Raw genomic sequence first — 16,479 nt, 5'->3', positions numbered from 1 at the left:
GTTCAAATAACAGATTTATGAAAAAAGGGCCGAATGGCCCTTTTTGCTACCAGCATGGCAAATGATCAGTTCAGGGTACCGCGCAGGCCGTTTTCCATCAGGCGGCAGTTGTGATCCGCCAGGCGAGCCATGAAGTGCTCGTCCACGGTCAGGCCAAACACCTGCTCGTAGAGATCCTTCATCACGAAGGGCTGCCACATCATGCTGAGGAAGGAGATCTTCAGCATCTCGGGATCCAGGTTGTCACCCAGTTCACCGTTGTTTTTCATGGACTCCAGCAAGGCATCGAACTGGGGCAGCTGGCGTTCCAGCAGACGGTTCAGCACAAAATCCCGACCCGGACTCTTCTCGGTCGATAATGCGCTGGAGATGGCGGAGGTCAGCTCGCTGTTGGGCGCCATCACCTGGTAGTAGGTATTGAGCAGATCGTTGAGGCTGCGGTTGCCGGTCTCGTCGTGCCAGGCCTGGTCGAGCGGCTCGGCCACATCCCCCAGCACCGCCTTGTAGAGGCCCTCTTTGCTGCCGAAGTAGTAGTGGATCATGGCCAGATTGGAGCCAGCCAGCTCGGCGATCTCGCGGGTCGTCACCTTGCTGTAGGGGGTGTTCAGAAAACGCTCGCGAGCGGCACAGAGCAACTTGTCACGAATGTCAGAACGTCCGACCGGACGACCAGGTCTACGTTTTTCCATTTAATACCTCGGATAATTCAGCAGAAACTGACAAGTCGATCTGATTGTACAGATGATCGAGTACAGCAGGAATGACCAGATAATCGGGCAAGGGCCGAATATGGGACAAGTAAATTTGCACTCCTTTACAATCCGATTAAATAAACCAGCGAAATGAACCGGGTGCGTACGGTTGACACAGCATAAAAATCTCGATATTGGTAAAAGCGTTATCGACTGCAAGGATTGATTCATCATGCGTATTGCCGCTCCGCTACTACTAATCTCCCTAATCGCGACCTCTCGCGCGGGATCCTTGTAGCCGGGCTCAGGCATAGCCGGAATTTACAAAAACCCGTGCACCCTGCACGGGTTTTTTTATGCCAACGCAGGATGCACGTCACCGAACTTAGGAAGAGGGAAGTCACATGTCAGATCGGGTCATCATATTCGACACCACCCTGCGCGATGGTGAGCAGGCCCTGGCGGCCAGCTTGACGGTCAAGGAGAAGCTGCAGATCGCCCAGGCACTGGAGCGGCTCGGTGTCGACGTCATGGAGGTGGGGTTCCCGGTCTCCTCCCCCGGCGACTTTCAATCGGTGCAGACCATCGCCCGCCACATCAAGCAGAGCCGGGTCTGTGCCCTCGCCCGCGCCCTGCCCAAGGACATCGATGCCGCCGGCGAGGCACTGCGGGTCGCCGAAGCGTTTCGCATCCACACCTTTATCTCCACCTCCTCCATCCACGTCGAGAGCAAGCTGAAGAAGAGCTTCGAGGACGTGCTGGAGATGGGGGTCAGCGCCATCAAACACGCCCGCCGCTATACCGACGACGTGGAGTTCTCCTGTGAGGATGCAGGCCGCACCCCGATAGACAACCTGTGCCGCATGGTGGAGGCCGCCATCAAGGCCGGCGCTCGTACCATCAATATTCCCGATACCGTGGGCTACACGGTACCGACCGAGTTCTCCGGCATCATCCAGACCCTGTTCAACCGGGTCCCCAACATCGATCAGGCCATCATCTCGGTGCACTGCCACGACGATCTGGGGCTCTCGGTGGCCAACTCCATCGGCGCCGTGCAGATGGGGGCCCGCCAGATCGAGTGCACCATCAACGGCATCGGCGAGCGGGCCGGCAACTGCTCGCTGGAAGAGGTGGCGATGATCCTCAAAACCCGCGCCGACCTGCTCGGGGTGCACACCAACATCCGTCACAACGAGATCCACCGCACCAGCGCTCTGGTCAGCCAGCTCTGCAACATGCCGGTGCAGCCGAACAAGGCCATCGTCGGGGCCAACGCCTTCTCCCACAGCTCCGGCATCCACCAGGATGGCGTACTCAAGGCGAAAAACACCTACGAAATCATCACCCCGGAGAGCATCGGCCTCACCCAGAACAACCTCAACATGACCTCCCGCTCCGGCCGCCACGTCATCAAGCACCGGATGGAGTCCATGGGCTACACCGAGAGCAGTTACGATCTCGACGATCTCTACGCCAAGTTCCTCACCCTGGCCGACAAGAAGGGGCAGGTGTTCGATTACGATCTGGAGGCCCTCGCCTTCTTCAGCCAGATCCACGAAGAGCCGGAGCACTTCAAGCTGGAGTACCTCGGCGTGCAGAGCGGCAGCTCGGTGATGGCTACCGCCTCGGTGAAATTGAAGGTGGGCCAGGAGATCGTCAGCGAAGCCGCCACCGGCAACGGCCCGGTGGATGCGGTCTACCAGTGCATCAACCGCATCACCGGCTACGAGATCAGCATCGACAAGTACGAACTCAAGGGCAAGGGGGAAGGCAAGAACGCCCTCGGCCAGGTCGACATAGTCGCACAGTACAAGGGCCGCAAATTCCATGGCATGGGCCTGGCCACCGACATCATAGAGTCTTCCGCCCAGGCGTTGATCCACGTGATCAACAGCATCTGGCGCGCCGATCAGGTGGCCGAACAGATGGAACGCAACGTCGCAAAAACAGACAAGATCAATACGGAGAGCGTGTGAGTATGAGCAGTTATCGGATCGCAGTATTGCCGGGTGACGGCATTGGCCCGGAAGTCATGGCCGAGGCCGTCAAGGTGCTGGAAAAGGTGCAGGCCAGGTTCGGCTTCACCCTCGACTACGAGCGCCATGACGTGGGCGGCATCGCCATCGACAACCACGGCACCCCGCTGCCCCAGAGCACCATAGCCGGCTGTGAAGCGGCCGACGCCGTGCTGTTCGGCTCGGTCGGTGGCCCCAAGTGGGAGCACCTGCCCCCCAACGATCAGCCGGAACGCGGCGCCCTGCTGCCCCTACGCGCCCACTTCAAGCTGTTCTGCAACCTGCGTCCGGCCCGTATTTACACCGGCCTCGAGCAATTCTCGCCGCTGCGGGCCGACATCTCGGATCGCGGTTTTGACATCGCCTGCGTGCGCGAGCTGACCGGCGGCATCTACTTCGGTCAGCCCAAGGGGCGTGAAGGGGAAGGCCCCACCGAGAAGGCATTCGACACCGAGGTGTACCACCGCTTCGAGATCGAGCGCATCGCCAAGATAGCGTTCGAGTCGGCCCGGGTGCGCAAGGCCAAGGTCACCTCCATCGACAAGGCCAACGTGCTTGCCTCCTCCATTCTGTGGCGCGAGGTGGTGACACAAGTCGCCAAGTCCTATCCGGACGTGGCGCTGAACCACATGTACATCGACAACGCCACCATGCAGCTCATCAAGGATCCGTCCCAGTTCGACGTGCTGCTCTGCTCCAACCTGTTCGGCGACATCCTCTCCGACGAGTGCGCCATGATCACCGGCTCCATGGGGCTGCTCCCCTCCGCCAGCCTGAACGAATCGGGCTTCGGTCTGTTCGAGCCGGCCGGCGGCTCGGCCCCGGACATCGCTGGCAAGGGGATCGCGAACCCCATCGCCCAGATCCTCTCCGCCGCCCTGATGCTGCGCTACAGCCTCGGCCAGGAAGCCGCCGCCCAGGCCATCGAGCAGGCCGTGGCCCAGACCCTGGCCGAAGGCTACTTCACCACCGACCTGCATCAGGCGAGCGCCAAGCACCCGGTGCAGAGCACGGCCGAGATGGGCAGCCAGATCGCCGCGCGCATCTGACCCCACGGCATAGATAACAAGGAAACCGAGCAATGGCCAAAACCCTCTATCAGAAAGTATTCGACGCCCACGTGGTGCGGGAAGTGGAAGGGGAAACCCCCCTCATCTACATCGACCGCCACCTGGTGCATGAAGTGACCAGCCCGCAGGCGTTCGACGGCCTGCGCGCCATGAACCGCCAGCTGCGTCGCCCGGATCTGACCTGGGCCACCATGGATCACAACGTCTCCACCACCACCAAGGACATCGCCGCCTCCGGCGAGATGGCCCGCATCCAGATGGAGACGCTGGCCCATAACTGCAAGGAGTTCGGGGTTCGCCTCTATGACCTGAACCACAAGTACCAGGGTATCGTCCACGTGATGGGCCCCGAGCTCGGCATTACCCTGCCCGGCACCACCATCGTCTGCGGTGACTCCCACACCGCCACCCACGGTGCCTTCGGCTCGCTCGCATTCGGCATCGGCACCTCCGAGGTGGAGCATGTGATGGCCACCCAGACCCTGAAACAGGGCCGTGCCAAGACCATGCGCATTTCGGTCAACGGCAAACTGAGTGATGGCATCAGCGCGAAAGACGTGGTGCTGGCCATCATAGGCCGGGTCGGCCACGCCGGCGGTACCGGCTATGTGGTGGAGTTCGCTGGCGAGGCCATCGAAGGGCTGACCATGGAAGGGCGCATGACGGTGTGCAACATGGCCATCGAGCTTGGCGCCAAGGCAGGCATGATCGCCCCCGACCAGACCACCATCGACTACATCCGCGGTAAGGAGTTCGCCCCCAAAGGCGAGGCGCTGGAGCAGGCCATCACCTACTGGCAGAGCCTCAAGAGCGATGCCGATGCCAAATTCGATGCCGAAGTGGTGCTGGACGCCGCTGACATCGCCCCTCAGGTAACCTGGGGCACCAACCCGGGTCAGGTGATCGCCGTCAATGAACCCATTCCGGCGCCGGAATCCTTCAGCGATCTGATGGAGCAGCAATCCGCCCGCAAGGCGCTCGCCTACATGGACCTGCAGCCGGGCCAGAAGCTCTCCGACGTCGCCATCGACAAGGTGTTTATCGGTTCCTGCACCAACAGCCGCATCGAGGACTTACGCGCTGCCGCCGCCATCGCCCGCGGTCGCAAGGTCGCCGCTGGCGTGCAGGCGCTGGTGGTGCCGGGCTCCGAGCAGGTGAAGGCCCAGGCCGAGGCCGAGGGGCTCGACAAGATCTTCATCGAGGCTGGCTTTGAGTGGCGTCTGCCTGGCTGCTCCATGTGTCTGGCCATGAACAACGACCGGCTGCAACCGGGGGAGCGCTGCGCCTCCACCAGCAACCGCAACTTCGAGGGGCGTCAGGGCCGCGCCGGCCGCACCCACCTGGTGAGCCCGGCCATGGCCGCCGCCGCCGCCGTCACCGGCCGCTTCGCCGACATTCGCGCGCTGTAAGAGGGGTTGAGGATGAAAGCATTCAAACAACACGGATGGCCCTTCGCCGTCACCGACATCATCTTCGCCGACATTCGTGCACTGTAAGAGGGAACGTACATGACAGGTTTCAAACAGCATAAAGGGATCGTCGTTCCCCTCGACAGCGCCAACGTCGACACCGACGCCATCATTCCCAAGCAGTTTCTGCAGAAGGTCAATCGCATCGGTTTTGGCAAGCACCTGTTCCACGACTGGCGCTTCCTGGACGATGCAGGGGAGCAGCCCAACCCCGAGTTCGTGCTGAACCAATCGCAGTTCGCCGGCGCCAGCATCCTGCTGGCCCGCGAGAACTTCGGCTGTGGTTCGAGCCGCGAGCACGCCCCCTGGGCGCTGGCGGACTACGGCTTCAAGACCATCATTGCCCCGAGCTTTGCCGACATCTTCTACGGCAACGCCATCAACAACGGCATGGTGCCGGTGCGCCTGAAGGAGGAGGAGGTCGACGCCCTGTTCCAGCTGGTCGCCACCCAGCCGGGCATCGAGATCGAAGTAGATCTGGAAGCCAATCAGGTGCGGGCAGGTAGCCTCACGTTCGGCTTCGAGATCGACGAGTTCCGTCGCTACTGCCTGCTCAACGGGCTGGATGCCATCGGCCTGACCCTGCAGCACGAGGCCGCCATCAGCGCCTTCGAGGCGAAACAGCCGAGCTGGATTTAATCAGCCAGTTGCAAAAAACGAGTAGAATCAACAGGGAGCCTTGGCTCCCTGTTTTATTGTCAGGACCAGGTGTACGCCATGGCCCGCCACTTCTGCATACCCGACGAGACACCTGGATGAAGATGACACTCGCCCTCCCCCTGCTCTGCGGCCTCTGGCTGGCGCTGCCGGTCTGCGCCGGGCAGACCTATTTCAACAGCAGTGGCGGTCAGCTCAACGTCGGCTGGCAGGACAAGGACGGCAAGGCGCAGCAACTCACCTATCGGCTGGAGGCAGGCAAGCTGCCGCCGCTCATCGCCTATCGGTCGGCCCGCATGCAGGAGGACGTGCTGCAGAGCCTGCTGCAACAGGGAGTGGCCGAGTTCCCCGCCGTGCAGTTCTCCCTCTCCCGCCCCGAGATGGAGCTCAGACTCAAGGGCCGCCAACCCGAACAGGTCGCCAAGGCCATGAGCTGGCTCACCCAGCAGCGAGACAAGCAGGAGGCTGCGTGGCTCAAGCTGCACTATTTTCAGCCGTTCACCGCCCCCGACGGTGCCGCCGCCATCAAACAGGATCACGTGCGCATCGCGCTGGAGAGCCGCAGCGAACTGGCGCCGCTGACCGAACAACTCAAGCAGCAGGGCAGCACGGAAACCGAGGCGCGCCAGAAGAGCACGGCCCAGATGCTCGACTTCATTCAGGCCATCCCCTATCAACAGCTCGACAGCCAGTCGGGCCGCCAGGGCAAGGGCTTTCTCAGCCCGCGCCAGGTACTGGAGCAAAATCAGGGCGACTGTGACAGCAAGGTAACCCTGATGGCCGCCATGCTGGCCCAGCTCTTTCCCGAATTGAAACAGGCCATGGTGTTCGTGCCGGGTCACGCCCTGCTGGGAGTGGCGCTGCCGGCCAAGCCGGGCGAGGCCACCTTGAGCTGGGAAGGGGAAACCTACCTGTTGATGGAGCCCACCGGCCCGGCCCAGCTGGCGATGGGTCAGCTGGCGCCGACCAGCAAGACCTTCATCGACAGCAAGCAGCTCAGCGTGCAGCCGGTTCGCGCCGACAAATAGGTGGTGGACGTCATGAAAACGAGGGGGACAGGCCACAATGAAAGCGACCAGCGCAGTGCTGGTCGATGGAGGCAAGGAGGTGGATGGCTCAGGCAAGGGACTGGAACTCGATGGCCAGCAAGAGCCCGTCCTCTTCCTCCAGTACCCTGATGATGCGGGCCTGCGCCTCGAAGGGGGGCAACAGGTTGTTGTTGGTAGCCAGACTCACCCGGATGGGCTGGGTCGTATCGAGCTGGTGCTCCGGCACCGAGATGCCCATGCCGTTGGCGCTGAGATCCCGGCAGACCCCCTCCAGCACCTGCTGCTGCTGGAAGATGGTGACGGGAGCATTGATTATCATGCGCTGGAAGGCGCGTCTTTCCTTGGTGCTGGTGATCACGCAAACATCCTCTGTTGAGCTGATCCGTCTCGCTGGCCCGCAGAAACAATTGTGCTGGCCTCCCCCCAAGAACGTTAATACAATGCGGTGCGTTTCTCAAACGGGGTGCGGTCTACCGCTGAGATTATACCCGTGAACCTGATCCAGATAATGCTGGCGGAGGAATTTGAGGCATGGCGCTCATTTTATGCGCCCTCATCCGCTGGCACCTCATTGCTAAAGGGAGTGCCACCCATGAAAACCCTGCTGCTGGTCGCCACCGGCCTGCTCTCCGCTCAGGCCTTCGCGGCGGATACCCTCACCGTCTACACCTACAGCTCCTTCACTGCCGAGTGGGGCCCGGGTCCCAAGATCAAACAGGCCTTCGAGAAGGAGTGCGGCTGCACCCTCAATCTGGTACCGCTCGAAGATAGCGTGGCCATCCTCAACCGGTTGCGACTGGAGGGCAAACACAGCAAGGCCGACCTGGTGCTGGGGCTGGACGATGCCCTCGTCAGTGAAGCCAAGCAGAGCGGCCTGTTCGCCCCTCACGCCACCAAGCTGGATGGCCTCAAGGTGCCCGGCGGCTGGCAGGATGACACCTTCGTCCCCTACGACTACGGCTACTTCGCCTTCGTCTACGACAAGGAGAAGCTCAAGCAGCCCCCCAAGAGCCTGAAGGAGCTGGTGGCGCGACCCGACCTCAAGATCATCTATCAGGATCCCCGCACCTCCACCCCGGGCCAGGGGCTGATGCTGTGGATGAAGTTGGTCTACGGTGACCAGGCCCCCGCCGCCTGGGAGCAACTGGCCAAAAAGACGGTCACCGTCACCAAGGGGTGGTCAGAGGCCTACGGCATGTTCCTCGATGGCGAGGCGGACATGGTGCTCTCCTACACCAGCTCACCCGCCTATCACCTGATTGCCGAGCACAAGTCCCAGTATCAGGCCGCCGCGTTTGCAGAGGGGCACTACCGTCAGGTGGAAGTAGCCGCCAAGCTCAAAAATGCCAAGCAGGGCAAGCTGGCGGATCAGTTCCTGCAGTTCATGATAAGCCCCGCCTTCCAGAACGAGATGGCGACCGGCAACTGGATGTATCCGGTGATCGACACGCCGCTGCCCAAGGGCTTCGAGCAGATGATCACCGTAGCTAAGCCGCTCGCCTTCAGCTCTGACGAGGTGGCCGCCAATCGCAAGGGCTGGATCCGCGAGTGGCTGCAAGCCGTTACCCAGTGAGTCGTCTCTTCGTGAAACCTGGGACGCGTCTGCTCTGGTGGCTGCCGGGCAGTGCCGCCACCGTCCTGATCCTGCTGTTGTCGCTGGGGCCGCTGGCGGCCCTGTTGTGGCAGGCAGGGGGGCTAGCCCCTCGCACCCTGCTGGCCGATCCCTACCTGCGCCACGTGCTGGGCTTCAGCCTCTGGCAGGCGCTGCTCTCCACCCTGCTGAGCCTGGGACTGGCCATTCCGGTGGCCCGCGCCCTGGCGCGGCGCCGCTTTCCGGGGCGCACCCTGCTCATCAAGCTGTTCGGCCTCTCGCTGGTACTGCCGGTCATCATCGCCGTCTTCGGCATTGTCGCGGTGCATGGCAAGCAGGGCTGGTTGCCGCAACTGCTGCACGGGTTCGGGCTCGCTCCCGGCAACTACCTCTACGGCCTGTTCGGCATCCTGCTGGCCCACGTCTTCTTCAACATGCCGCTGGCCGCGCGTCTCTTGCTGCAGAGCCTGGAGAGCATCCCAGAATCCTCCTGGCGCCTCGCCGACCAGCTCGGCATGCGCTCTTCCCATATCTTCCGACTGCTGGAGTGGCCGCTGATCCGGGCCCAGTTGCCAGGGCTGGCCAGCCTCATCTTCATGCTCTGCTTCACCAGCTTCGCCACCGTGCTGGCGCTGGGGGGTGGCCCCAAGTCCACCACCCTGGAGGTGGCCGTCTATCAGGCGCTGCGCTTTGACTTCGATCTCGCCACCGCCGGCGGACTGGCGCTGGTCCAGCTCATCCTGACCGCCGCCCTGCTGATGCTGCAGCACAAGCTGCAGAGCAGCCCGGCCAGCCGGATCACCTCTCATCGCCCCTGTCTGCGACCGGACCGTCATCAGCCGGGCAGCGGCCTGGTGGATGCCCTCGCCCTTGCCACCGGGCTGGCGGTATTCCTGCCCCCCTTGCTGGCCATAGTGGTGGCCGGCCTCAATCCCGGCCTGCCGGATGCCCTGACCTCAGGCAAGCTGTGGCTGGCCAGCGGCCAGTCGCTGCTGATTGCGCTGGCGGCGGGCAGCCTGGCCACCCTGCTCGGCAGCGCCCTGCTGCTCACCAGCCGCCATCTGCGGGTTCGGGAGCACAAGCGGCGGGCCGCCGCCCTGTGGGAGACCAGTGGCTCGGTGATCCTGATGATCCCGGCGGTGGTGCTCTCCACCGGCCTGTTCATCCTGTGCATGCCGTTTGCCGATGTCTTTGCTCTCGGCCCCTGGCTGGTGGTGCTGGTCAACGCCCTGATGGCGCTGCCCTATGTGCTGCGTACCCTCTCCGCCCCCATGCAGCTGGTGGTGCGCCAGTACGACCGGCTGGCCGACAGCCTGGGGGTACACGGCCTGCATCGCCTGCGACTGGTGGAGTGGCTCCTGCTGCGCCGTCCGCTGGGCCAGGCGGCGGCACTGGCCATGATCTTGTCGCTCGGGGATCTCGGCGCCATCGCCATGTTCGGCAGCCAGGAGCTCACCACCCTGCCCTGGCTGCTCTATCAGCAGCTCGGTAGCTACCGGCTGACCGAGGCGGCCGCCACCGCCCTGCTGCTGCTCACCCTCTGCTTCTCCCTGTTCTGGCTGGTAGAGCGGGGGCTTGGAGGAAAGCATGCCGACCATTGAGAGACAAAAGACCCGGCGCTACCGTCTCGGCGGCTGTGCTGGTCGCTCAAACGCCCCCCTTGAGAGGAAAACATGCTGAACATTGATGAGCTGGTGACCAGCTACCCGGACTGGCGCGTCAGCTTCAGCGCCACCCTGCCCAAGGGGGAGATCACCGCGCTGATCGGTCCGAGCGGGGCAGGCAAGTCGACCCTGCTCGGCATGATCGCCGGTTTCGTGCCGATAGAATCAGGCACCCTCAGCTTCGATGGTGAAGATCTGCTGCCGCTCGGCCCGGCCGCACGGCCGGTCACCACCCTGTTTCAGGATCACAACCTGTTCCTGCACCTGTCGGTATTCGACAACATCGCCATCGGCCTGCACCCCGGCCTGCGCCTGAACGCCGCCCAGCGGGCTCAGGTGAAGGATGCCGCGAACCGGGTTGGCCTCGGCGAGATGCTCACGCGCCTGCCGGAGCAGCTCTCCGGCGGCCAACAACAGCGGGTCGGGCTGGCCCGCGCCCTGGTGCGGGGCAAGCCTCTGCTGCTGCTGGATGAGCCCTTCTCGGCGCTCGATCCGGCCCTGCGCCGGGAGATGCTGGCAGAAGTTGCCCGGCTCGCCTGCGAGCAGGGCATTACCGTGTTGATGGTCTCTCACAATCCGGAAGATGCCCAGCTCATCGCCGATCAGGTATTGTTCGTGGACGAGGGGCGCATCGCCCTGCAGGGTACGCCGGATATCCTGCACAACAGCGACCACCCTGGCCTGCTGCGCTACCTTGGCCGCGCTCTAGCGCCATAGTGAATGGCTAACAAGCTGATGGTCTCCCACTATCAGGCCGGAGGATGCCCTGCTGATTTCGCCGATCAGGTATTGTTCATCGACGAGGGGCGCATCGCCCTGCAAGGCAAACCTGACATACTGCAAAACAGCGATCACCCCGGGCTCCTGCGCTACCTTGGCCGCACAAAGGAGCAGTGACCGGCAACGGGATCAAAAAAGGGGAAGCCGGTCGGCTTCCCCTTTTCATATGAGGATGGATAGTCAGATCAGAGGTTTTCCTCGGCGAAGGAGGCGAGCTTGCTGCGCACCACCCCGTTCAGGAAAATGTTGGCACTGCCATCGAAGTCTTTGAAACGCTCGACTATGTAGGTCAGACCCGAGGTCACCGGGCTCAGGTAGTTGGAGTCGATCTGGGCCAGGTTACCGGAGCAGACGATCTTGGTGCCCTCGCCGCAGCGAGTGATGATGGTCTTGATCTGGGACGCGGTCAGGTTCTGGCACTCATCCAGCAGCACGAAGGTGTTCTGGATGCTGCGCCCGCGCATGAAGTTGACCGATTTGAACTGGATGTTGGCCTTCTCCATGATGTAGCTGAGGGACCCGCTCATGTTCTCGTCCTGCTTGTGCAGCACCTCCAGAGTGTCGGTGACCGCAGCCAGCCAGGGCATCATCTTCTCTTCTTCGGTGCCGGGCAGGAAGCCGATGCTCTCGGCAATTTCCGGAGTATTACGGGTTACGATGACCTTCTCGTAGATCCCCTTCTCGATCACCAGCTCCAGGGCGGCGGCCATGGCCAGCAGTGTCTTGCCGCAGCCCGCCGGGCCGGTCAGGATCACCAGATCGATGTGCGGGTCGAGCAGCGCATCGAGCGCCATGCCCTGATAGACGTTCTTCGGATGCACCCCCCACGCCTTGCGGGACATCAGTCGCTCGCGCCCCAGATCCTTGATGCGGATCTTCTGGTTGTCGTGGCTGAGTACCCGGGCGGCGAAGAAGTTCTCTTCATCGATCAGGTACTGGTTGACGTGAACCCCCTCCAGCAGCTTGGCATCGATGACGTGGACGGTATCGCGGCCATGGGTCTCGCTGTCACACTCGCCGACCCGCTCCCAGAAGCTGCCTGGCACCATCTGGAAGCCCTTGGCGAGCAGCCGGATGTCGTCGATCAGCTGGTCGCTGCGGTAATCCTCAACGTGAGCAAGCCCGGCCCCCTTGGCCTTGAGCCGCATGTTGATGTCTTTGGTGACCAGCACCACCTGCCGCTTCAGCTCATGCTTTTGCAGGTAGAGGGCCGCGTTGATGATGCGGTTGTCGGCCTCCTTGTCGGTGAACACCTCGGCATCCTGGGGTAGATGGTGGTCACTGAAGATGGAGATGTGGCCACTCGCCTCGCCGGCCAGCGCCACCCCCTGCACTATCTGCTCGGGTGTCGCGTCGCGGAACACGTCCTCCAGCGCCCGGATGGCGATGCGCGCATCACGGCTGACATCCTTGTGGCGATCCTTGATGTTGTCCAGCTCTTCCAGCACCGTCATGGGGATGAGCACGTCGTGCTCTTTGAAGGAGTAGATGGCGAGGGGTTCGTGAAGCAGAACGTTGGTATCCAGGATAAACAGCTTTCGGTCCGTATTGTCCATAAGCATCCTCCTTGGCACTGAAGGTGCCACGTGTGTGAATCTCAGATGTCATTGAAACCACACAGCCGTGACAGTTTTATTACCTCCAACGCTACGCCCGATTTTACCATCACGCAACAAATCACTTGGGCACCCCGCGTGTTTGCGCAGAAAAACAGTAGCTGGCCTTTACTGGCCTTCAAGGGTTCAACTGCACTTGGAGTCGCCGCAGTTGAGGCAGGTCATGCAGCCATCTTTCTGCACCAGCGCCTTGCTGTGGCACTTGTAGCAGAGCGCCGCACCGGGGGGAAAACCACTCCCAGCCTGCTGCTCGTCGGCTTCTTGCGCGGCTTGGATCTCCGCCTGCTTGCCGGCCAGAAACGCCTGCTGGTGCTCATCCAGCCCGGCCACCTTGAGCATGCCGATCTCGGTGAGGTGGGTCTCGATCACGTTGCCAATTTCGGCGATAAGGGACGGTACGTACTTGCCCTTGTTCCAGTAGCCGCCCTTGGGATCGAACACGGAGCGCAGCTCCTCCACCAGAAAGGTAACATCACCCCCCTTGCGAAACACTGCCGAGATGATGCGGGTCAGCGCCACTATCCACTGGTAGTGTTCCAGGCTCTTGGAGTTGATGAAGATCTCGAATGGCCGGCGGGTCTCGTGCACCGTCCCCTCATTGAGCACTATGTCGTTGATGGTGATGAACAGCGAATGTTCGGAGACATGCTCCGGCGTCTTCAGCTTGTAGGTGGTGCCCATCAGCCGCTCCGGCCGCAGCACTGTCTCGTGCATCTGTACCACGGCATCCTGCTGGGCCGGCTCTGCTTGCGGCTCGTCCCGGGTTTTCACCTGGTAGGCGACGATTTTCCCGTCGATCTTCTTGACCATGAACTCGTCCTCAAAATTTGCCGTAATAGCCTTCTTTCAAGGCGTCGTAGAGGTTGGCGGCGGTATGCAGCTCGCCATCGTATTCGATCTCCTCATTCCCTTTCGCCGTGACGACCGAGCCATCCTCCAGGGTGAACTCGTACAGGGTCTTCTCCAGATCCTGCTCCTTCACCAGCACGCCCTGGAAGGCTGCCGGATTGAATCGGAAGGTAGTGCAGCCCTTGAGTCCCGAATCCGAGGCGTAGAGGTAGATGTCCTTGAACTGTTCGAACGGAAAGTCGGTCGGCACGTTGGCGGTCTTGGAGATGGATGAATCAATCCAGCGCTGAGCTGCCGCCTGAATGTCCACATGCTGCGCCGGCGTGATGTCGTCGGCGGTGATGAAGTAGTCCGGCAGCCGGGTCGCCTCATCCTCGGCATAGGGCATGGCGGCAGGATTGACCAGCTCGCGGTAGGCAAGCAACTCGTAGGAGTAGACATCCACGCTCTCCTTGCTCTTCTTGCCCGGCTTGATGACGTTGCGGCTGTAGTGGTGGGCAAAGCTCGGTTCGATACCGTTGCTGGCGTTGTTGGCGAGCGACAGCGAGATAGTGCCAGTCGGCGCTATGCTGCTGTGGTGGGTGAAACGCCCCCCCACTTCGGCCAGCTCGGCAACCAGGGCGGGAGCCACCTCGGCCACCCGTTGCATGTAGCGGCTGTAGCGCGCGTGCAGCACCTTGCCCTTCACCTTGTCACCCGGCTTGATGCCGTCTGCCACCATCTCGGGGCGCAGCCGCAGCAGCTTGCCGGTTACTTCGAACTCCTGCTCCATGATGGGGGCCGGGCCCTTCTCCTTCGCCAAGGCCAGGGACTCGCGCCAGCCGGTCATGGCCAACTCCAGGGATACCTGTTCGGTAAAAGCGACTGCGGCGGTAGAGCCATATTTTATCCGCAGCATGGTGAGGGCCGAGCCGAGGCCGAGAAAGCCCATGCCATGCCGGCGTTTGCTGATGATCTCCTCGCGCTGCTTGGCCAGCGGCAGTTGGTTGATCTCCACCACGTTGTCGAGCATGCGGGTGAAAATGGCCACCACTTTGCGAAATGCGGGCCAGTCGAAGGCCGCCTGTTCGGTGAAAGGATCGCGCACGAGGCGGGTCAGGTTGACGGATCCCAGCAGGCAGGCCCCATAGGGAGGCAGCGGTTGCTCGCCACAGGGATTGGTGGCCCGGATCTCCTCGCAGAACCAGTTGTTGTTCATCTGGTTGACCTTGTCGATCAGGATGAAACCGGGCTCCGCATAGTCGTAGGTGGAAGTCATGATGACGTTCCAGAGCCTGCGGGCCGGCAGCGTCTTGTAGACCTTGCAGGCGACCTGTCCCAAGGCGTTGACGACAACCCCCTCCTTGTTGGGCCAGTCGGCCCAGACCACCTGGGCGGGATCATCCAGCGCAATGCCATCCTGCCCCACCTCCCTGGCGGTGTAGGGGAAGATCAGTTGCCAGGGGGCATCCTCCTTCACCGCCTTGACGAACTCTTCGGTGATGAGCAGGGAGAGGTTGAACTGGCGCAGGCGGCCATCCTCCCGCTTGGCCTGAATAAACTCGATCACATCGGGGTGACGGATATCCATGGTGCCCATCTGGGCGCCACGACGCCCTCCCGCCGACGAGATGGTGAAACACATCTTGTCGTAGATATCCATGAAGGAGAGCGGGCCAGAAGTATGGGCCCCGGCGCCGGAGACGAAGGCCCCGCGCGGGCGCAGGGTCGAGAAGTCATAGCCGATGCCACAACCGGCCTTCAGGGTCAGCCCTGCCTCGTGCACCTTGCCGAGGATATCGTCCATCGAATCCTCGATGGTGCCGGACACGGTGCAGTTGATGGTGGAGGTAGCGGGCTTGTGCTCGAATGCGCCGGCATTGGAGGTGATGCGACCAGCAGGAATGGCACCATGGCGCAGGGCCCACAGGAAGGGCGCATACCAAGCATCAGAGTCATGCTCCTGCGCGGCGAGAGCGCGGGCAACCCGCTGGTAAGTGTCATCGATGGTACCATCGATGGGAGTGCCGTCCTTGCTCTTGAGCCGGTACTTGCTGTCCCAGATCTCGAGGGAAGTCTCCTGCAGAGGGATCTGACGAAAGCCGCTTTCGCTCTCTCGCACCGGATGTGATTTAGCCATGTTCAATCAACCTCCTGGATATGCCGCGACCTCATGACAGTAACAGCCATTACTACATATAGCCAACAGAGAAGGTAAAATCACAATATATAGTAATTACTTGCGCTTTCTGGTCATGTCTGCCACAAGCAAATGCCCCGGCCAGCAGGATACTGATCCGGGGCATTACATCGCGTCATTGCTCGGGAAGCTCGCTTCCCGTCGCAGATCAGGGCTTCTTGACGTATACGGTCGGGGTGTCACCAGCCATATTCAGATAGAACTCATAGACACCATCCACATCCGGTGAGAACTTCATGTCCTCATACTTGGAGCAGGGATTGACCGGTACGGCTTCGCCACCCAGCACGGCAACGCCATCGCTTGGGCTCTTGTAGCCGAAGTTGGTGCCGCAGCTCCAGCCGGAGTCGGCAAACTTGAACTTGTAAGGAGCCCATTCTTTCTTGAGCGTTCCCTTGGCCATATAGAGCTTGTCGGCCACCTTGACCACCTTGCTCGCATCGGTTGCCATCCAGTCGTTCATCTCCCCGCGCAGGTAGATGGACTTGCCACCGAAATCGCTGTTGTCCGCCGCCGCTTGATCCGCGCCGCCATTGGATGCGCAACCGCCTAATACCAGGGTTCCCGCCGCCAGCATCATCGTTACTGTTCTTTTGAACATGTGTCCATTCCTCAGATTATTGTGATTCCTTGGCCCATCGAACGTGGGCTGACGAATTAAAGCAGAGCGAGCATCGCAAGAAAGGTAGAGGCATCACATTCCGTGCTTTTTCTGCTCAACAATTGAATTGATGGACAAATATCAGCCCCGTAATGGGCAAACTGCACAAGAAGCAATGTGAGTAAGGTGGTTGCAGATCGAACAGCTGAACTGCACTTAGGGGAGAAATGACTGAATTTCAGGC

General features: G+C 61.6%; 15 protein-coding genes, 1 pseudogene and 1 riboswitch. Of the genes and pseudogenes, 9 read left to right on the top strand and 7 right to left on the bottom strand.

Annotated features, from left to right (window positions below; all coding sequences use genetic code 11):
• Positions 1-65: 65 nt before the first annotated feature.
• Positions 66-689: a TetR/AcrR family transcriptional regulator gene (locus BN1143_RS08245; RefSeq protein WP_005304358.1), complete on the bottom strand. Its 624-nt coding sequence runs from the start codon at positions 687-689 to the stop codon at positions 66-68.
• Between the two features lie 407 nt (positions 690-1,096).
• Here BN1143_RS08245 and leuA point away from each other — a divergent pair, with 407 nt between their 5' ends.
• The 5 genes from leuA (at position 1,097) to BN1143_RS08220 (ending at position 6,934) form a co-directional block, all read left to right on the top strand.
• A complete protein-coding gene (leuA, locus tag BN1143_RS08240) occupies positions 1,097-2,671 on the top strand; it encodes a 2-isopropylmalate synthase (RefSeq protein ID WP_042050256.1) in 1,575 nt (524 codons plus the stop codon).
• A 2-nt stretch (positions 2,672-2,673) separates the two neighbouring features.
• Positions 2,674-3,759 (top strand): 3-isopropylmalate dehydrogenase, encoded by a 1,086-nt coding sequence (leuB, locus tag BN1143_RS08235; RefSeq protein ID WP_082038483.1) that lies wholly within the window; start codon positions 2,674-2,676, stop codon positions 3,757-3,759.
• A gap of 32 nt (positions 3,760-3,791) precedes the next feature.
• On the top strand, positions 3,792-5,189 hold the full coding sequence (leuC, locus tag BN1143_RS08230) for a 3-isopropylmalate dehydratase large subunit (protein ID WP_042050254.1): 1,398 nt from the start codon (positions 3,792-3,794) through the stop codon (positions 5,187-5,189).
• Between the two features lie 99 nt (positions 5,190-5,288).
• Positions 5,289-5,888, top strand: a complete 600-nt coding sequence (leuD, locus tag BN1143_RS08225; protein WP_042050253.1) for a 3-isopropylmalate dehydratase small subunit — start codon at positions 5,289-5,291, stop codon at positions 5,886-5,888.
• A 116-nt stretch (positions 5,889-6,004) separates the two neighbouring features.
• The gene (locus BN1143_RS08220) at positions 6,005-6,934 is read left to right on the top strand and encodes a hypothetical protein (protein ID WP_042050252.1); all 930 of its coding nucleotides are present in this window, start codon (positions 6,005-6,007) and stop codon (positions 6,932-6,934) included.
• Positions 6,935-7,022: 88 nt separating this feature from the next.
• Here BN1143_RS08220 and BN1143_RS08215 read toward each other — a convergent pair whose 3' ends face one another.
• Positions 7,023-7,313 carry a PilZ domain-containing protein gene (locus BN1143_RS08215; RefSeq protein ID WP_005304376.1) on the bottom strand — a complete coding sequence of 97 codons (291 nt, stop codon included), beginning with the start codon at positions 7,311-7,313 and terminating at the stop codon, positions 7,023-7,025.
• 91 nt (positions 7,314-7,404) lie between these two features.
• Positions 7,405-7,495, top strand: a riboswitch (TPP riboswitch).
• A 52-nt stretch (positions 7,496-7,547) separates the two neighbouring features.
• Between BN1143_RS08215 and thiB the strand changes: the two genes are divergently transcribed.
• The 4 genes and pseudogenes from thiB to BN1143_RS22620 form a co-directional block, all read left to right on the top strand.
• Positions 7,548-8,528, top strand: coding sequence for a thiamine ABC transporter substrate binding subunit (gene thiB, locus BN1143_RS08210; RefSeq protein ID WP_042050251.1), 981 nt, complete (start codon positions 7,548-7,550; stop codon positions 8,526-8,528).
• Entirely contained in the window at positions 8,525-10,147 is a 1,623-nt protein-coding gene (gene thiP, locus BN1143_RS08205) for a thiamine/thiamine pyrophosphate ABC transporter permease (RefSeq protein ID WP_042050250.1), read from the top strand. The genes thiB and thiP overlap by 4 nt, the downstream gene beginning before the upstream one ends.
• A gap of 72 nt (positions 10,148-10,219) precedes the next feature.
• Positions 10,220-10,927 (top strand): thiamine ABC transporter ATP-binding protein, encoded by a 708-nt coding sequence (gene thiQ / locus BN1143_RS08200; protein ID WP_042050249.1) that lies wholly within the window; start codon positions 10,220-10,222, stop codon positions 10,925-10,927.
• 37 nt (positions 10,928-10,964) lie between these two features.
• Positions 10,965-11,107: pseudogene (locus tag BN1143_RS22620) on the top strand (thiamine ABC transporter ATP-binding protein); the annotation flags it as partial.
• A gap of 68 nt (positions 11,108-11,175) precedes the next feature.
• Here the strand turns inward: BN1143_RS22620 and BN1143_RS08195 are convergent.
• From BN1143_RS08195 to BN1143_RS22750, 5 genes are all read right to left on the bottom strand, one after another.
• Positions 11,176-12,546 carry a PhoH family protein gene (locus tag BN1143_RS08195; protein WP_042050248.1) on the bottom strand — a complete coding sequence of 457 codons (1,371 nt, stop codon included), beginning with the start codon at positions 12,544-12,546 and terminating at the stop codon, positions 11,176-11,178.
• A gap of 186 nt (positions 12,547-12,732) precedes the next feature.
• On the bottom strand, positions 12,733-13,416 hold the full coding sequence (locus BN1143_RS08190; RefSeq protein ID WP_010634984.1) for a TSCPD domain-containing protein: 684 nt from the start codon (positions 13,414-13,416) through the stop codon (positions 12,733-12,735).
• 10 nt (positions 13,417-13,426) lie between these two features.
• Positions 13,427-15,574, bottom strand: coding sequence for an adenosylcobalamin-dependent ribonucleoside-diphosphate reductase (locus tag BN1143_RS08185; RefSeq protein WP_042050267.1), 2,148 nt, complete (start codon positions 15,572-15,574; stop codon positions 13,427-13,429).
• A 208-nt stretch (positions 15,575-15,782) separates the two neighbouring features.
• A complete protein-coding gene (locus BN1143_RS08180) occupies positions 15,783-16,235 on the bottom strand; it encodes an early set domain-containing protein (RefSeq protein ID WP_042050247.1) in 453 nt (150 codons plus the stop codon).
• Positions 16,236-16,291: 56 nt separating this feature from the next.
• Positions 16,292-16,479: hypothetical protein (locus BN1143_RS22750; protein WP_231570565.1), on the bottom strand; the 188-nt coding region annotated here is incomplete at its 5' end.

This window comes from Aeromonas dhakensis (assembly GCF_000820305.1).
Classification (GTDB): domain Bacteria; phylum Pseudomonadota; class Gammaproteobacteria; order Enterobacterales; family Aeromonadaceae; genus Aeromonas; species Aeromonas dhakensis.
This window is presented reverse-complemented; position numbering and strand designations above follow the sequence as displayed.